The organism is Sphingomonas folli (genome assembly GCF_019429525.1).
Lineage (GTDB): Bacteria > Pseudomonadota > Alphaproteobacteria > Sphingomonadales > Sphingomonadaceae > Sphingomonas > Sphingomonas folii.
In genome coordinates this window covers 41722-56798 of sequence record NZ_JAHXZL010000007.1, presented here as the reverse complement: position 1 = coordinate 56798, position 15077 = coordinate 41722, and the positions used below count along the sequence as shown (strand labels likewise).

Sequence of the window (15077 nt, the reverse complement as noted above, 5' to 3'; positions counted from 1 at the left end):
GCAGCATGAACCAGGCTGGCGCTCGCGCGCGGCGCGTCCTAAGCGCGCGGGCATGCTCCCACGTCTCGCGATATTCGACTGCGACGGCACGCTCGCCGACAGCGCGGCCAACATCTGCCGCGCGATGGAGGCGGCCTTCGCCGGCGCGGGTCTCGCCGCACCGACTCGTGACTCGATCCGCGGTATCGTCGGGCTCAGCCTGGTCGAGGCGATGGCGGCGCTCGCGCCCGCGGGCGGCCCGGCGCGGCATGAGGCGCTCGCCGCGGACTACAAGGCCGCGTTCCAGCGGATGCGCGCCGAGGCCGCGCTCGACCCCGAGCCGCTGTACGACGGGCTGATCGCCGCGCTGGACGCGTTCGCGGCCGCGGGCTGGCGGCTCGGCGTCGCCACCGGCAAGTCCGACCGCGGGCTCGCGCTGCTGCTGGCACATCACGGGCTGACCGAGCGCTTCGTCACCCTGCAGACCGCCGACCGGCACCCGTCCAAGCCGCACCCCTCGATGCTCCAGGCGGCGATGGCGCAGGCAGGCGCCGCGCCCCATATGACGGTGATGATCGGCGACACCAGCTTCGACATGGCCATGGCGCGCGCCGCCGGCGTGCGCGCGGTCGGCGTCACCTGGGGCTATCATCGCGAGGCGGCGCTCTGGGCGGCGGGCGCGCATGCCGTGGCGCGGCGCCGCGACGAGCTGCTCGGGTGCTGCGCGTGAGCGAACCGGCGGACCCCGCGTTCGCGCGCTGGCTCGCGATCGCGGGGGTAAGGCTGGCGACGAGCTTCGGCGCGATCCTGGGCGTGGTGCTGCTCGGCCGCGCGGTGACGCTGCCGACACGGCTGCTCGGCGTCGCGATCGTGCTCTCGGCGCTGTGGGTGATGGCGACGGTGCCGCGCGCGCTCGCGGCGCGGTGGCGGAGCGACCGGTGAGGCGGTTCTGGAGCGAGGTGGCGGTCGACGTCGATCGCGTCGTCCGGCTCGACGACCGCCCGGTGCGCACTCCCGGCCGCGCGCCGCTCGCGCTGCCGAGCGACGCGCTGACGGCGCTGGTGGCCGAGGAGTGGCGCGCGGTGGGCGAGACGCTCGACCCGCGCGCGATGCCGCTCACCGGGCTGGCCAACGCCGCGATCGACCGGGTCGCGCCCGCGCGCGCCGACTTCGCCGCCGGGCTGGCGCGCTACGCCGAGAGCGACCTGCTCTGCTATCGCGCCGATACGCCAGCCGCCTTGGTCGAGCGTCAGGCCGCCGCCTGGGACCCGCTGCTCGCCTGGGCGCGCGAGCGCTACGACATCCATTTCACGCTGGTCACCGGCGTGATGCACCGTGCCCAGCCGGCGGCGACGCTGGCGCGGCTCGGCGAGGCGGTGGCGAGCCGCGACGCCTTCGCGCTCGCCGCTTTGTCACCGCTGGTGACCGTCACGGGCACGCTGGTCGGCGCGCTCGCGCTCGCCGAGGGCGCGGTGACCGCCGAGTCGCTATGGGACGCGGCGACGCTCGACGAGCGCTGGCAGGCCGAGCATTGGGGCGAGGACCCGCTCGCCGCGGCTGCCAACGCGGCGCGACGGCGCGATTACGACGCGGGAGTGGCATTTCTCGCGGCGCTGTAGCGCCGCCGCTGCCCTCAGCCCGCCGGCGTGCGCAGCTTGCGGATGAAGCCGATCAGCCCGGTCTGGCGCGAGCGCTTGAGCCGCTCCGCCGCCAGCACCGTCTTCACCTTGGCGAAGCAGCTCTCGACCTCGTCGTTGACCAGCACATAGTCGTAGCCGTCCCAGTGGCTGATCTCGGCGTCCGCGCGCGCCATGCGGCGATCGATGATCTCCTGCGCGTCGGTGGCGCGACCCTCGAGCCGACGGCGCAATTCCTCCATCGACGGCGGCAGGATGAACACGCGCACCACATCCCCGCCCGCGATCTGGTGGAGCTGTTGCGCGCCCTGCCAGTCGATGTCGAACAGCACGTCCTTGCCCGCCGCCAGCATCGCCTCCACCGGCGCGCGCGGCGTGCCATAGCGCTGGTCGAACACGTGCGCCCACTCGAGGAACTCGTGGTTCGCCGCCATCTCGCGGAAGCGGTCGAGCGAGACGAAATGATAGTCGCGCCCGTCCTCCTCGCCGCGCCGCATCGCGCGCGTGGTGGCCGAGACCGACAGCGACAGCTCGGGCTCGCTCGCCAACAGCATCCGCGCGATCGTCGACTTGCCCGCGCCCGAGGGCGAGGAGAGGACGAACAGCACGCCGCGGCGCTTCATATGGTGCGGGTCGGCGGGGGGGGCGGAGTCCATGCCGGCTGATGCCCCGCGCGGTCGCGGCGCGTCAAGGCAAAGCGTCCGCACGGGCCAGCCGCTTAGGCCGCGGCGACCGCCTGGACGATCTCCAGCCCGTTGCGATCGATCCGCAAGGCAGAGAGCACGCCGGTCTCATAGGCGCCGGTGTCGAGCCCGATCCGGTGCGGCAGCAGCACCGGCCGGTCGCTTGCCCAGGTGTGGCCGTGCACCACGATCGTCTCGGCGGGATGCGGGTGATCGAGGAAGTCGTCGCGGATCCACAGCAGGTCGTCGCGCTGCTGCGCGCGCAGCGACACGCCCGGCCGCACCCCGGCATGGACGAAGGTATAGTCGCCGACGCGCACCATCGGCTCGAGCCGCTCGAGCAGGCGGTATTGCGCCACCGGCATGGCGTCGAACAGGCGGTCGCGCAGCGCGGTGAGCGCGGCGGCGTCGGGCTCCTCCTCGGGCGGCGCGACGCCGTAGGAGCGCAGCGTCTCCGACCCGCCGTAGCGCAGCCACTGGCCGTTCGCCGCGGGCCGCTCCATGAACAGGCGGAACATCGCCTCGTGGTTGCCCTCGAGCAGCCGCGCGGTGATCGCGCTGGAGCGCGCCAGCCACGTGAGCGCGGCGAGCACCTTGGCCGACTCGGGCCCGCGGTCGACATAGTCGCCGAGCAGCACCAGCACCGGCGCGGTGCCGGGTGAGCGCTCGGCGGCGTCGCGCGCGACCCAGGCGAGCAGCGCGTGGAGATGGTCGTAGCAGCCGTGGACGTCGCCGATCGCGTACAGCGGCCGGTCGCCGGCGCGCGCGCCCGTGGGCGCGGCGTGGCGCTCGTGGCGCAGCGTGATCAGCGCCACGCGCTCCGCTCGTCGACACGCGTGTCCTCGCCCTCGGGGTCGGTGGCGAGCATGCGCAGGTCGGCGGCGACCATGCCGTAGACGCGCAGCGCCTCGCGCGGCCGGCTACGCCCGACGCGACGCGCGCGCAGCCACTCGCCGCGATAGTCGCGCAGCAGCCGCGCGCTCACGCCCGCTTGGGTGGCCTCGGCATAGGCCGCGGCGACCTCGCCGTCGGCGTCGTACAGCCGCTCGCCGGCGCAATAGGGATCATCGAGGCAGCGCTCCCCGTTGCCCGACGCGGCGCGCACCGCGACCGGACGCGCGGCCGGCGCCGACGGCACGCGCGGGGCCGCCGCGTAGCGCTCGGCGGCGGTGGGACGCGGCGGCGCGGTGTAGCGCGGCGCGACCGGCGCGAGGGTCGCGCGCGCTCGCAGCGGGGCGGCGGGGTCGATCGGCGCGCGCTCGGCGGGGCGCGCCATCTCGGCGACGGGCGGCACCGCCTCGGGCGAGTCGGCGAGCACGGTCGGGGGCAGCGCCAGCGGGGCCGGCCCCGGCGTGGCGTTCGGCACCGCGCTGGGCGCGGCAGCGCGGGTGGCGGCACGCGTGGGCACGGGCGCGGCGGGCGAGCGCGCCACCGGGCCGACCGCGCTGGTACCGGCGAGCACACCGGCGGTCACCGCCACCGCCAGGCCGGCCGCGCCGAGCGCGAGCGAGCGGCGCCGCCCCGATCGCGCGGGCAGCGGGCGCGGCGGCGCCGCCGACGCGGGACGCACCCCCGGCCCGAACAGGGCGGCCATCTCCTCGGCCACGTCGCGGCCGGCGCTACGCTCTGGATCACTCATGCCGCCTCCCGTGCCCTTATGCCACTGAACCGACGCTGTATGCCGGCCGGATCACCGGGCGCGGCATCGACCCGCGGCGCGCCGTAACGTTCCCGACATGCGACCGTCACTGAGCTGACACAGCGGGGCCATAACGCTGGAGCGCGGCGCGGTGGCGCACGACCGGACCCGGTACGTCAGGCGGCGGAGTCCTTCGCTGGCGGGAAGGCGAAGCCTCGGCCGGCACGGCCGGGCCTCACCGCCGCCGCTTCGGACCTGCGCCCCCGCGGCGCCTCACGATCGATCCCAGGAGAACCGCATGATCCCGCGTCTCGCCCTCGCCGCGCTGCTCGCCGCCAATGCCCAGCCGGCGCTCGCGCAGCGCGCCGCGCCCGACCTGTCGCGCGCCGCGACGGGCGATCTCAGCCGGCCCGGCGGCGCGCGGCGCCTGCGCGGCGACATGCAGGCCACCTATCGCGCGCTCGCGGCAGAGGGCGAGGTGCGCAACGTCATCCTGCTGATCGGCGACGGCATGGGCGATTCCGAGATCACGCTGGCGCGGAACTACGCCGAGGGCGCGGGGGGCTATTTCAAGGGCATCGACGCGCTGCCCTTCACCGGCCAGTACACGCATTACTCGCTCGATCGCGCCACGGGCAAACCGAACTACGTCACCGACAGCGCGGCCTCGGCTACCGCCTGGGCGTCGGGGGTGAAGAGCTACAACGGCGCGATCGGGGTCGACATCCGCGGCGCACCGCAGCCGACGCTGCTCGAGCGCGCCAAGGCGGCCGGGCTCGCGACCGGCGACGTCTCCACCGCCGCGATCCAGGATGCGACGCCGGGCGCGCAGCTGGCGCATGTCGTCCAGCGCAGCTGCTTCGCGCCGGCGGAGACGAGCCGGACCTGCCCGGGGAACGCGCTCGAGCAGGGCGGCGCGGGCTCGATCACCGAGCAGTTGCTCGCGACGCGCGCCGACCTGGTCCTGGGCGGCGGCGCCGAGAGCTTCGCCGAGACCGCGCGCGCCGGCACGTACAAGGGGCGGACGCTCCTCGACCAGGCGCGCGCGCGCGGCTATCGCATCGTCCGTACCGCCGCCGAGCTGGACGCGGTGCGCCGCGCCGACGACCGGCAACCGCTGATCGGGCTGTTCGCCGACGGCAACATGCCGGTGCGCTGGATGGGACCGCGCGCCACCCACCACGGCAACATCGACCAGCCCCCGGCGACATGCCGGCCCAACGCCGAGCGCACCGCCGCGACGCCGACGCTGGCGGCGATGACGCGCAAGGCGATCGCGCTGCTGCGCGGTCGGCCCAAGGGCTTCTTCCTCCAGGTCGAGGGCGCCTCGATCGACAAGCAGGACCATGCCGCCGACCCGTGCGGCCAGATCGGCGAAACCGTCGACCTGGACGAGGCGGTGCAGGAGGCCCTCGCCTTCGCCGAGGCGGACGGCCACACCTTGGTGATCGTCACCGCCGACCACGCGCACACCAGCCAGATCGTCGGCAATGGCACGCGCGCGCCCGGACTCACCGCGGCGCTGACGACGCGTGATGGCAGCGTGATCACGGTCAATTACGGCACCGCCGAGGAGGGCTCGCAGGGCCATACCGGCACGCAGCTGCGCATCGCCGCCTATGGCCCGCACGCCGTCAACGTCAGCGGCCTGCTCGACCAGACCGACCTCCATTATATCATCCGCGACGCGCTCGCGCTGCGCTGAACCGGGACGCGCGGCGCCGTTGCGATCGGGGCCGCCTCACTTTAGGGGCAGCGCCATGCTTCCATCAGAGATCGGGCCGCCCCACGCCGTGGGGTGCGGCGGCTATGACGTCGTCATCCCCTGCTTCAACCGTGCGCGCACCGTCGAGCAGGCGGTCGCGAGCGTGCTGTCGCAGGTTCCCGCGCCGCGCGAGGTGATCCTGGTCGACGACGGCTCGACCGACTCGACCGCGGCGGTGCTGCGGTCGCTCGAGGCGCGGCACGCGTCGATCCGCGCGCTCCTGCTCCCGCGCAACACGGGCGCGTCGGGCGCGCGCAACGCCGGTCTCGCGCTCGCCCGGGCCGAGTGGGTCGCCTTCCTCGACAGCGACGACGTCTGGCTCGACGGTGCCGCCGCGACGCTGCTCGGGGCGGGGCGCGACGCCGACGTGGTCGTCGGCCAGTTCCGGCGGGTGTGGCCGTGCGGCGCCGCCGGCGAGCCCGAGTGCGGCTGGGGCGGCGGCGACATCCTCTCCGCGCTGGCGATCACCGGCGCGGTCGGGCCGAGCTGGTCGATCGTGCGCCGCGCCGCCGCGGCCGCGGTCGCCGGCTTCGACCCGTCGTTCCACAATTGCAACGACTGGGACTTCTACGTCCGCCTCGTCGCCGCGGGGGCGCGGTTCGAACGGATCGACGACGTCGTCGCTTTCTACCATGTCGCCGAGGCGAACCGCCTCAGCCACGACAGCGCGATCGGCATCGCCAACGCGCGCCGAGTCCGCGCGCACCCCGTCTTCGACCGGGCGGACCACGCGGCCTGACCGCGGCCGAGGCGGGCGTCCCGCCCGTCATCCGCGCTCAAGCGCGTGCGGCCTCCGGACGGCGGTCGACCGCACGACACGCCGACGCGTTAGCAGCGCAGGCGAGCCGCACCAGCAGGCAGCGCGAGCGACAGCCTGCACCCCTAACCCGACCAGCAGCGGCGCCAGCGCCGGGCCGAACAGCCGGAAGCGACCGAGGCAGAGCGCCGCAGCGAGACAGGGTGAACCGCGCTCGCGTCTCAGCTGCGCCGGATCAGCGCGCGTGCCAGCCGGCGGTCCTCGAGCGAGTGATACAGCCAGATCGCCCCGTCCTCGACCACGACCGAGGCGGCGAAGGCGATGTCGGTGGCGGAGCGATCGGCCACCGGCGGCGGGGTGAGCAGCGGCTCGATCCCGCGCGCCACCACCCGCTCATAGGCCGCGTCGAACGCGACCCAGCCGATCCGCCAGCGCGCGTCGCGCGTCGCGCCGTTGTAGAACATCACCGGCGTCGCGGGATCGTCGGTCAGCAGCGGCCCGGTCGAGAGGTGCCAGTCGTCCCAGCTGTCCGCGCGCGGCATGAACGGGGTCGGCTGCTCGGTCCACGGACCGGACACGCTCGGCCCGACCGCCAGCCCGATCCGCGACGCGGCGTCGGCGGCATATTCGTAGAACAATCGCCAGCGCCCGTCGGCGGTGCGGTCGACGGTCGCCTCCTTGGTGTTGCCCTCCGACTTGGACGAGGCGAGCGCCACGCCGCTCTTGGTCAGCCGGTCGAGCGACGGACCGGTCGCGTAGGAGAGCTCGCCGTGCGCGTGGTCGGCGAGCACGCCCGAGTAATAGACGACATAGCCGCCCGGCTCGCGCACCACCGTCGGGTCCTCGACCCCGCCCGCGTCATGGTCGCCGGGGCCGGGCACGAGCGACGGCGCGTCGAGCATCGTGAAGTGCGCGCCGTCGTCACTCCACCCCGCCCAGATCTGGCCGGTGTCGGTGAGCGGCTCACCGGCGCGGACGGTCGCGCGCACCATCAGCCCCCAGCGACCGTCGTCCTCGCGCCAGACATAGGGGCTCATCAGGTCGCGCGCCATCAGCGCGCGCGGGCCGACCACGGTGACCGGCTCGATCGACTTGACGTTGAAGTCGAGCGGCGCGGTCGCGGCCACGACGGTGTCGCGGCGGTGCGGGTCGGCGATCGCGGCGGTACGGTCCGGCACGGTCATGCGCCGAGCGCCTGCATCAGCGACAGGCCGCCGTCGATGACGATCCGCGCACCGGTGATGTAGCGCGCGCGGTCGGACGCGAGGAAAACGGCGAGATCCGCCACCTCGGCCGGGTCCCCGGCGCGGCCGAGCGGGATATTGCCCTCCAGCGTGCGGCGATAGGCCGGGTCGGCCTGCGCGCGCGCGTTCATCGGCGTGAGGATCATGCCCGGCTCGATCGCGTTGACACGGACCCGCCGCGGCGCCTCCTCGATCGCGAGCGTCTCGACCAGGTTCGACAGGCCGCCCTTCGCCGCACAATAGTCCGCTCCGCCGGCGCGCACCGCATAAGCGTGGATCGACGAGATATGGACGATCGCGGCGTCGCCCACCGTCTCCCCGCGGCCGGTGAGGAAGCGGCGCGAGACGAGGAAGGCCCCGGTGAGGTCGGTGTCGATCAGCCGGCGCCACTGCGCCAGCGCCATCGTGCGGACGGTGACGCCGCTCATGTTCAGCCCGGCGGAGTTGACCAGCACGTCGGCCGGTCCCCAGGCACGTTCCACCGCGGCGAAGGCGGCGTCGACTGACGCCTCGTCGTCGACATGCGCCTGGACCGTGAGCGCCTCGCCGCCGCGCTGCCGCACCGCCGCGGCGCTGGTCTCGGCCGCCACCGAGTCGCTGAAGTAGAGCACGGCGACGCGATCGCCGGCGGCGCCGAACGCCGCCGCGCAGGCCGCCCCGATGCCCGATTCCGCGCCCGTCACCACGATCGTCCTGGCCGCCATCGCCGTCCTCTCCGCTGCCGCCGCATAACGCCGCTCGGACGCGATCGGCCTCAGCTCGCGGCGGTGTTGCGGCGAACCGAGCGCGGCGCCGACCCGCGCCGGTGGCGCGCGCCTCGTAGCGGCCGAGATCGCGCGGCGCCTCCACCACCAACCGCCACGCCGCGGTGGCGTTGACGAGGTCGATCGCGCGCGTCGGTCCGCCCGACACGATCGCGTGATCGGCATAGGCCGCGACGATCTGTTTGTCGGCGGTCACCGCGGGGACGATCTCATCTTGCGCGTTGATCCCTTCAGGGATGAAGCGCACGTCGAGTAGGACGTCGCGGTTGCCCGCCAATACGCCAGATAGCGCGCCAGCATCGCGGCATGCGCCGGCTTGAGTGCGAGCGTCGTTATTTACCCAGGCCTCGGCGGGCGGTCACCGGCGCCGCCGCCGCTTCGCGGTGAGCCTCTCAAGGTATGGTCGTGCCGACGGACACGTCGCCGCCGATCGCGGCACTCGCTCCCGCGGTAACTCCATGCTCGTCGCGACACCCCCGGCCGGCGACGAAGGTACCCCGACATCTCCCCGGTGAGCGACGGCACGGATCACCGACGCGAGCATGGCGGCTATGCGACCTGCGCGCAGTGCAACAGGGCCGTTTGCGGGATTGTCGGACGACGTGGTAAGGCAGATAGTCGGCCGTTGAGAGCGAACATGCGGCTGCGACCGGGAGCACGCCGCTCCCCGCCTGGATGGGACATAGCGACGTTGACAACTGATCGGTCGAGAGGCGCTCCGGAACGCCTCTACATGCAAGTTGCACGACGCCTGCAGCAGTCGATCCGCCTGGGTCACTATCCGGTGAACAGTCGACTGCCCTCCGAGCGCGAACTCGCGGAACTTCTCGGCGTGAGCCGGCCGACGGTCCGTGAAGCCGTCATCGTCCTCGAGCTGCGCGGCGTGGTCGAGATGCGTCACAGCGCGGGCGTCTACGTGGTCGCGACCGAGCCGGAGACCGCGGCATCCGACTTGACGGACAATGTCGGCCCCTTCGAGGTGACGGAGGCACGGCGATTGTTCGAAGGCGAGGCGGCGGCCCTGGCCGCCGGTACGATCGAGGACCTCGAACTGACCGAACTCGAGGGTCTATTGTCGCAGATGGCGGACAATGGATTGGATCAGACCATCCGCGAACGGGCGGACCGCGACTTCCACCTGACCTTGGCCCGTTCGACGCGCAACGAGGCCATCGTCAGCGTCGTACAGACGCTCTGGGACAAGAGGTATAGCTCGCCATTGTGCGTCTATCTCTTCTCGCTCGCGCGACAGATCGGTATCCAGCCGCCCGTGGAGGATCATCTGCGCATCCTCGCCGCGCTACGGGCCCGCGATCCGGACGGGGCGCGCCAGGCGATGCGGGCTCACCTCACGCGGGTCACGGAGAGCCTCTATCGTGCGACCGAGCACGATGCCCGCGAGCGGGCCAGGCTCAAGATGGACGAACGTCGACACGTCTTCGCGCGCCGCGCGGGCGTGTCCGAACCTGCGGGGTGACGATGCCGAGGGCGGACGCGATCGGTCACCGCGCCCACGTCCGGTCAGCGCTCGGGGAAGATGCCCGCGGTGGGCAGAGAAGGTGAGCGCACCTTCTGGAGCGCGCTTGATCGCCCACGGCCGACACGCGAGGTCCGCCGGCGCCTTCATCCTGCCCACCGTCAAGATCCGCCCACCTCCCGCACGATCTCGCTGACCTTACGCCCGACTCTCGCGGCGGCGACGCCGCGCCGTCGCGCAGGGGTCATCTGTAGCGATAGAGTCGAAGCCGATACACTTTCTCGTCGCCGGCATCCTTCGAGAACAATCGCAGCGACTGCCCCTGCCCCGTCTCGTCGCCGTTCAGCCGACGAGCCGTGACGATCTGCCCGTCCCGGAAAACCTGCTCGTCGATGCTCTCCACGCCGACGAGCGGCGGGCCGGGGCGATCGGTGGTGAAGCTGAGTTGCGCGTCGCCGCTGCCCACGACCAGGAACTCGTCGGGGCCGTTCTGCAGGAACATGGCGGCAATGCGACTGGTCTGGTCGACGTCACCCTTCGCGCCCGCTGCGCGCACCATGTTGACGATATACTCGCCGATGCGCCCCCGGCCGGCGCGCTGCGCGCCGCCCTCCATCAGCACGGTCGTGACGCTGCCCTCGGCCTGTTTCCGCAGGATCGTCGGCGCGAGCGGGGCGAGCTGACCGTAGAGCGCTGTCATCGCCGGATCCCCCTCGCCCGCCGCGCTGAGGCCGATGCTGGCGTCCCCCTGCAACACGACCCCTTCGCCATCGATCCCGAACGGCGAGAAGCCGATCGCTTGGAGCGTGCCGAAGCTATAGAGCGCGTTGGCCGCTCCGACCGGCCCGCCGCGCGCCTCCGGTACGAACAGCGGATTGTCAGGGCGCGCGTACTGGGACGCCCAGTCGGCGTAATCCTCGAAATAGATATCGGGCGCCAGGAAATCGAGCGATGGCGCGCCGGCCTTGTAGATATCGATGGCGAACGGCAGCGGTCCGCCCGAATTATACTGGCCAGGCTCGTAGTTCGGTCGGATCAGCGCGGCATTGGTGAACATCGGCAGGCGATAGTGCGCCTTTCCCGCGGCGGTCACCTTCTCGATGAACGTGGCATAGGCCCATGACATGAACAGCGAGTCCGTCATCGCCGCGTCGCCGAACACCTCATGCCACGTTCCCGCGGCGCGTGCTCCAGCGGCCTCCCAGGCGGTGCGCAGCGTCGGGTGCAGCGTGGCGCGATGCGCGGCAAGGTAGCGCAGCAGCGCTTCCGGCACGGGCGCGGCCAGCGCGGCGTCGGCGGCGGCCGAATGGTCCCGCGATTCCGGGATGACGCCGACCTCGTTCTCGACCTGCACCATCACCACGGTGTGCTGCGTCCCGTCGGCGGCGCGCAGGTGTCGCATCAGCTCGCCGAAGGCGCGCGCGTCGGCGTCGCGCGCGGCGGCAGAGAACGGCGACAGTCGCTCCGTCCCGCGCCCGTCGCTGGTCTGCGCGCGCGCGAAGCGTGCCTGATCCCGCTTCACCCATCCCGGCACGTAGCTGGAGTAGGTGTTCTTCCACGCTCCGAACCAGAGGAGGACCAGCCGCAGGTTCTGCGCGCGCGCGCCCTTCAGCAAGCCATCTACGCGACTGAAGTCGAAGCGGCCCTCCTGCGGCTCGATCGTCTCCCATGCCACCGGCACGAGCACGGTGTTGAGGTTCATCGCCTTCAGCCGCGGCCAGATCGGCGCCATGTACGCGAGATCGCTACTGCTCGAGTTGTGGAGCTCGCCGCCTAACATCAGGAAGGGCTCATCATCGACGATGAGCTGCGTTGCCGCTCCGCGCCGCTCGAGGTGCGGGGTGGCCGCGGACTGCGCCTGTGCGGCCGGGACCGCGAGCAGAGCGAGCCCGGCCGCGACGGTGCGGGCGGCGGAGATCAGGCTGAACATCGCGGCTCCTAGGTAAGTCTCGCCCGAAGAGAGGGAGCCGGCCCCCGCGGGAGACCGGCCCAGCGGCGGCACGCCTCGGAGGAAGGACGCGAGACGTGCCGGGACCGATCAGAAGCTGGCGCGCAGGCCGAACAGCACCTGCCGCCCCGGATAATAGACGTTGTACGTGGCATTGTCATAGCCGAAGGTGGTGCGGATCGGCGCGTTGGTGAGGTTCAACATATCGAGCGTGAGCCGCACCGCCTTGTTCATGAAGGGCAACTGATAGCCCGCGGACAGATCGAGCTGGCCGCGCGCGTCCGCCAGCAGGCCGAGCGGCAGGTTGTTCTGCGGCGCGTTCGCGGCGATGACCCCGCCCTGCCAGACATAGTTGAGGCTCAGCGACAGGCCGTAATTCTCGTAATAGCCCTGGACGTTATACTGCCAGCGCGGGACGCCCGCGGCGACCAGCCCGCTGTCCGACTTCTGCGTGATGTGCGTACCGTTGGCCTGGAAACCCAGCCCCTTCGTGAGGAAGTCGAGCGGCTGGTTCCAGGTGCCCTCGACGCCCTTGATCAGGAGGTTGTTCAGGTTGACCGGCAGGTTGACCGTGATCGGCACCGCCGACACCGCCACGCCCGAGGCGGCGGCCCGATCGAGCAGCGCCTGCCGCTGCGTCGCCTGCAGCGCGTCGACCGGGATGTTGAGCTCCGAGAAGGGCGTGGCCTGCTGGATCGTGGCCGTGAAGCCGTTGATGCTCTTCCGGAACAGCGCCACGCCGATATAGCCCGCGCCGCCGGTGTAGAACTCGCCGCCGACGTCGATGTTGTCGGACGTATAGGGCTGGAGCGCGGGGTTGCCGGCGGTGGCGATCTGCGCGCTCGGGTCGGAGAAGGTCACGCCCGGCAGGATCGAGCCGGCGTCGGGCCGCGTCAGCGACTTGGACACCGCGAAGCGCAGCTTGAGGTTGTCGAGCACGTCGTAGCTGAGGTTGGCCGACGGCAGCACCTCCTCATACTCCGAATCGGCGACGATATCGACGATCGCGGTGCCGATCTGGCTCGGCCCCACGACGTGCTGCTTGGTGTAGGTATAGCGGAACCCCGCGTTGGCGCGCAGCTCGCGGCCGAACAGCTCGGAGGTGCCGTTGATCTCGGCATAGCCGCCGTAGACCTTCTCGTCGATGTCACCGGTGGAGCCGCCGGTCACCGCACCGCGGGTCTCGGGCGCGGTATCGCGATATTGCGCGTAGTCGGTCACTTCCTTGAGCCGGTCGAGATCGGGCACGATGAAGCTCGTCACCCCGAAGGTGCCGCGCGACAGATGACCGAAGTTGGTCGCCGCGGTGCGCATCAGATATTGCGGGATCGCGCTGGTCGGCACGCTGCCGCCGTTACCGGTGCAGGGATTGCCGCAGACCGACAGCTGGAACGGGTTGGTATTGTCATAGGCGCGGACGCTGCGCTTGGCCTGATCGTAGGCGGCACCGAATCTCACGTTGAGCGCGTCGTCGCCGACATAGACGTCGAGGTGCGCGCCGCGCGTCTCGGTCTCGCGCCGGACGTTCTGGACGTTGACGCGATACCATTGCCAGCCGAGGTTCGGGTCCCCCAGGTCGACGTTGGCGGCGATGCTGGGCTGCGGGTCGCCGTTGGTGTTGTCGTATGTCACCTCGACGCCCGAGTTGGGCGCGGTCTGGAAGGCGAAGGTCGGCTGCTCGCGGAAGAAGGTGCTCTTGCCGACGTTCGCCGACAGGTCAACCTTCACCGTCTCGCTCGGCTTCCACGACGCGCTCGGCGTCACGTTCCAGAACTTGGTGTCCTGGTTGAAGATGCTGTTCTCGGAGAAGAAGGACGAGTTGGCGAACACGCCCGAGGTGACGACGTTGTTCGAGTCCACCTCGATGTCGAACGGCACCATGCCGCCCGTCGACTGCGGCGAGGTGCCCGGCCCCGAGTTGCGCACCTGCCAGTTCATGTTCGAGCGCAGATAGTCGCGCTTCGACCGCGCCCAGATCCCGTCGAGCGCGAAGTGGAGCGCGTCCGACGGGCGCCACTCGACCGCGCCGACCACCGAGATCCGCTCGCGCGTGCCTTCGGTCAGCACCGGGCGGCCGAGCCGCGGGATGATCGCCTTGGACAGCTGAGACAGCGACAGGCCCGATGTCGCGGCGAGATCGACCGGCGTGCCAGCGACCAGCCCGCGCCCGACGTTGGCGGGCGTGACCGAGGCGAAGCTGAAGCCGTTGCTCTCGGGCGGCGAGACGTTGCAACCGGTGCCGCAGGCGAGGTTGGCGTCGGTGAAGCCGACCGTGTCATAGCCGTCGACGCGGGTCTTCTGCCGCACCCCGGCGACGCCGAGCAGCACGCCGAACGTGTCACCGAACGTGTGGCTGGCGACCAGCGCGCCGCGCGGCCCGACCTTGTCGTTGCTGTCGGTGTAGGCGCCCTGCGCGACCACGGTCAGGTGCGTGCCCGGCTTGTCGAACGGCCGCGCGTTGCGCAGGTTGACCGTCCCGGCGATGCCGCCCTCGAGCGTCGAGGCGGTCGGCGTCTTGGCGACGTCGAGCCGGGTGAACAGCTCTGACGGGAAGAAGTCGAGGTCGATCTCGCGGTTGCCGCCGCCCGAGCCGTTGGTCCCGCCGTCCGAGGCGACCGCGAACTGCGTGCCGTTGAGCAGCACCTTGGAGAAGCTGGGGCCGAGGCCGCGGATCGAGACCTGCGTGCCCTCCCCGCTGATGTCGCGGTTGAGGCGCACGCCCGGGATGCGGTTGAGCGTCTCGGCGAGGTTGGTGGCGGGCAGCTTGCCGATATCCTCGGCGAAGATCGAGTCGCCGAACGCGACCGAGTTACGCTTGGCGTTGGTCGCGCTCTGGAGCGAGGCGCGGATGCCGGTGACGACGATGTCCGCGCCGGGCTGGCCGGCATCGGTAGACTGCTCGACACTCTGCACCGCGCCCTGCGGCACCTGGGCGTCCGGGTTGGCAGCGGTGTCGACCTGCGTCGCGGGGGAGGGCTGCTGACCGCCGGGACCCGGCGCGGTAGCGCTCTGCGCCTGCGCGTCGGCGGCGATGACGGCGATCGCCGCGGCCGCGACAAGTAGCGACAGGCGGGTGGTGTGACGATGATGCACTGACACGGGGCCCCTCCCTCGATGCTGTGACGCCTGCTTCGTAGCGGCAGGCTGTGTAGCGCCGTTAGCGCTATCATGTAGTTCGTATGCC

13 protein-coding genes are annotated in these 15077 nt (G+C 71.8%); 6 read left to right on the top strand and 7 right to left on the bottom strand.

Features of this window, described 5'->3' with window-relative positions; all coding sequences use genetic code 11:
* The first annotated feature begins 52 nt into the window (after positions 1-52).
* From KZ813_RS11830 to KZ813_RS11820, 3 genes are read left to right on the top strand one after another with little or no spacing between them, the layout of a single operon-like run.
* Positions 53-709: an HAD-IA family hydrolase gene (locus KZ813_RS11830; protein ID WP_219755195.1), complete on the top strand. Its 657-nt coding sequence runs from the start codon at positions 53-55 to the stop codon at positions 707-709.
* Entirely contained in the window at positions 706-921 is a 216-nt protein-coding gene (locus KZ813_RS11825) for a hypothetical protein (RefSeq protein ID WP_219755194.1), read from the top strand. The genes KZ813_RS11830 and KZ813_RS11825 overlap by 4 nt, the downstream gene beginning before the upstream one ends.
* Positions 918-1598: an ATP12 family chaperone protein gene (locus KZ813_RS11820; RefSeq protein WP_219755193.1), complete on the top strand. Its 681-nt coding sequence runs from the start codon at positions 918-920 to the stop codon at positions 1596-1598. Before KZ813_RS11825 ends, KZ813_RS11820 begins: the two co-directional genes overlap by 4 nt.
* A gap of 14 nt (positions 1599-1612) precedes the next feature.
* Here the strand turns inward: KZ813_RS11820 and gmk are convergent, their stop codons facing one another.
* From gmk to KZ813_RS11805, 3 genes are all read right to left on the bottom strand, one after another.
* On the bottom strand, positions 1613-2272 hold the full coding sequence (gmk, locus tag KZ813_RS11815; protein WP_219755192.1) for a guanylate kinase: 660 nt from the start codon (positions 2270-2272) through the stop codon (positions 1613-1615).
* A gap of 62 nt (positions 2273-2334) precedes the next feature.
* Complete coding sequence (locus KZ813_RS11810; protein WP_308461872.1) at positions 2335-3114, bottom strand: metallophosphoesterase family protein; 780 nt, start codon at positions 3112-3114, stop codon at positions 2335-2337.
* The gene (locus tag KZ813_RS11805) at positions 3105-3938 is read right to left on the bottom strand and encodes a hypothetical protein (RefSeq protein ID WP_219755191.1); all 834 of its coding nucleotides are present in this window, start codon (positions 3936-3938) and stop codon (positions 3105-3107) included. Before KZ813_RS11805 ends, KZ813_RS11810 begins: the two co-directional genes overlap by 10 nt.
* Positions 3939-4236: 298 nt before the next feature.
* On the opposite strand from KZ813_RS11805, the gene phoA reads away from it, so the two are divergent.
* Entirely contained in the window at positions 4237-5643 is a 1407-nt protein-coding gene (gene phoA, locus KZ813_RS11800; RefSeq protein ID WP_219755190.1) for an alkaline phosphatase, read from the top strand.
* A 55-nt stretch (positions 5644-5698) separates the two neighbouring features.
* Entirely contained in the window at positions 5699-6442 is a 744-nt protein-coding gene (locus tag KZ813_RS11795) for a glycosyltransferase family 2 protein (RefSeq protein WP_219755189.1), read from the top strand.
* A 239-nt stretch (positions 6443-6681) separates the two neighbouring features.
* On the opposite strand, the gene KZ813_RS11790 is transcribed toward KZ813_RS11795, so the two are convergent.
* Positions 6682-7644: a glycoside hydrolase family protein gene (locus KZ813_RS11790; protein ID WP_219755188.1), complete on the bottom strand. Its 963-nt coding sequence runs from the start codon at positions 7642-7644 to the stop codon at positions 6682-6684.
* Complete coding sequence (locus KZ813_RS11785; protein ID WP_219755187.1) at positions 7641-8408, bottom strand: SDR family NAD(P)-dependent oxidoreductase; 768 nt, start codon at positions 8406-8408, stop codon at positions 7641-7643. Before KZ813_RS11785 ends, KZ813_RS11790 begins: the two co-directional genes overlap by 4 nt.
* Positions 8409-9201: 793 nt before the next feature.
* Here KZ813_RS11785 and KZ813_RS11780 point away from each other — a divergent pair.
* Positions 9202-9945, top strand: coding sequence for a FadR/GntR family transcriptional regulator (locus KZ813_RS11780; RefSeq protein WP_258046696.1), 744 nt, complete (start codon positions 9202-9204; stop codon positions 9943-9945).
* Between the two features lie 244 nt (positions 9946-10189).
* Here KZ813_RS11780 and KZ813_RS11775 read toward each other — a convergent pair whose 3' ends face one another.
* The gene (locus tag KZ813_RS11775; RefSeq protein WP_219755185.1) at positions 10190-11875 is read right to left on the bottom strand and encodes a GH35 family beta-galactosidase; all 1686 of its coding nucleotides are present in this window, start codon (positions 11873-11875) and stop codon (positions 10190-10192) included.
* Between the two features lie 108 nt (positions 11876-11983).
* A complete protein-coding gene (locus KZ813_RS11770; protein ID WP_373369275.1) occupies positions 11984-14992 on the bottom strand; it encodes a TonB-dependent receptor in 3009 nt (1002 codons plus the stop codon).
* Positions 14993-15077 lie beyond the last annotated feature (85 nt).

Excerpts from the sequence above, each read along its gene's own strand:
- KZ813_RS11795 (WP_219755189.1), top strand. The coding sequence starts at position 5,699 with ATGCTTCCATCAGAGATCGGGCCGCCCCACGCCGTGGGGTGCGGCGGC.
- gmk (WP_219755192.1), bottom strand. The coding sequence starts at position 2,272 with ATGGACTCCGCCCCCCCCGCCGACCCGCACCATATGAAGCGCCGCGGC.
- KZ813_RS11805 (WP_219755191.1), bottom strand. The coding sequence starts at position 3,938 with ATGAGTGATCCAGAGCGTAGCGCCGGCCGCGACGTGGCCGAGGAGATG.
- KZ813_RS11785 (WP_219755187.1), bottom strand. The coding sequence starts at position 8,408 with ATGGCGGCCAGGACGATCGTGGTGACGGGCGCGGAATCGGGCATCGGG.
- KZ813_RS11780 (WP_258046696.1), top strand. The coding sequence starts at position 9,202 with ATGCAAGTTGCACGACGCCTGCAGCAGTCGATCCGCCTGGGTCACTAT.
- KZ813_RS11830 (WP_219755195.1), top strand. The coding sequence starts at position 53 with ATGCTCCCACGTCTCGCGATATTCGACTGCGACGGCACGCTCGCCGAC.
- phoA (WP_219755190.1), top strand. The coding sequence starts at position 4,237 with ATGATCCCGCGTCTCGCCCTCGCCGCGCTGCTCGCCGCCAATGCCCAG.
- KZ813_RS11775 (WP_219755185.1), bottom strand. The coding sequence starts at position 11,875 with ATGTTCAGCCTGATCTCCGCCGCCCGCACCGTCGCGGCCGGGCTCGCT.
- KZ813_RS11790 (WP_219755188.1), bottom strand. The coding sequence starts at position 7,644 with ATGACCGTGCCGGACCGTACCGCCGCGATCGCCGACCCGCACCGCCGC.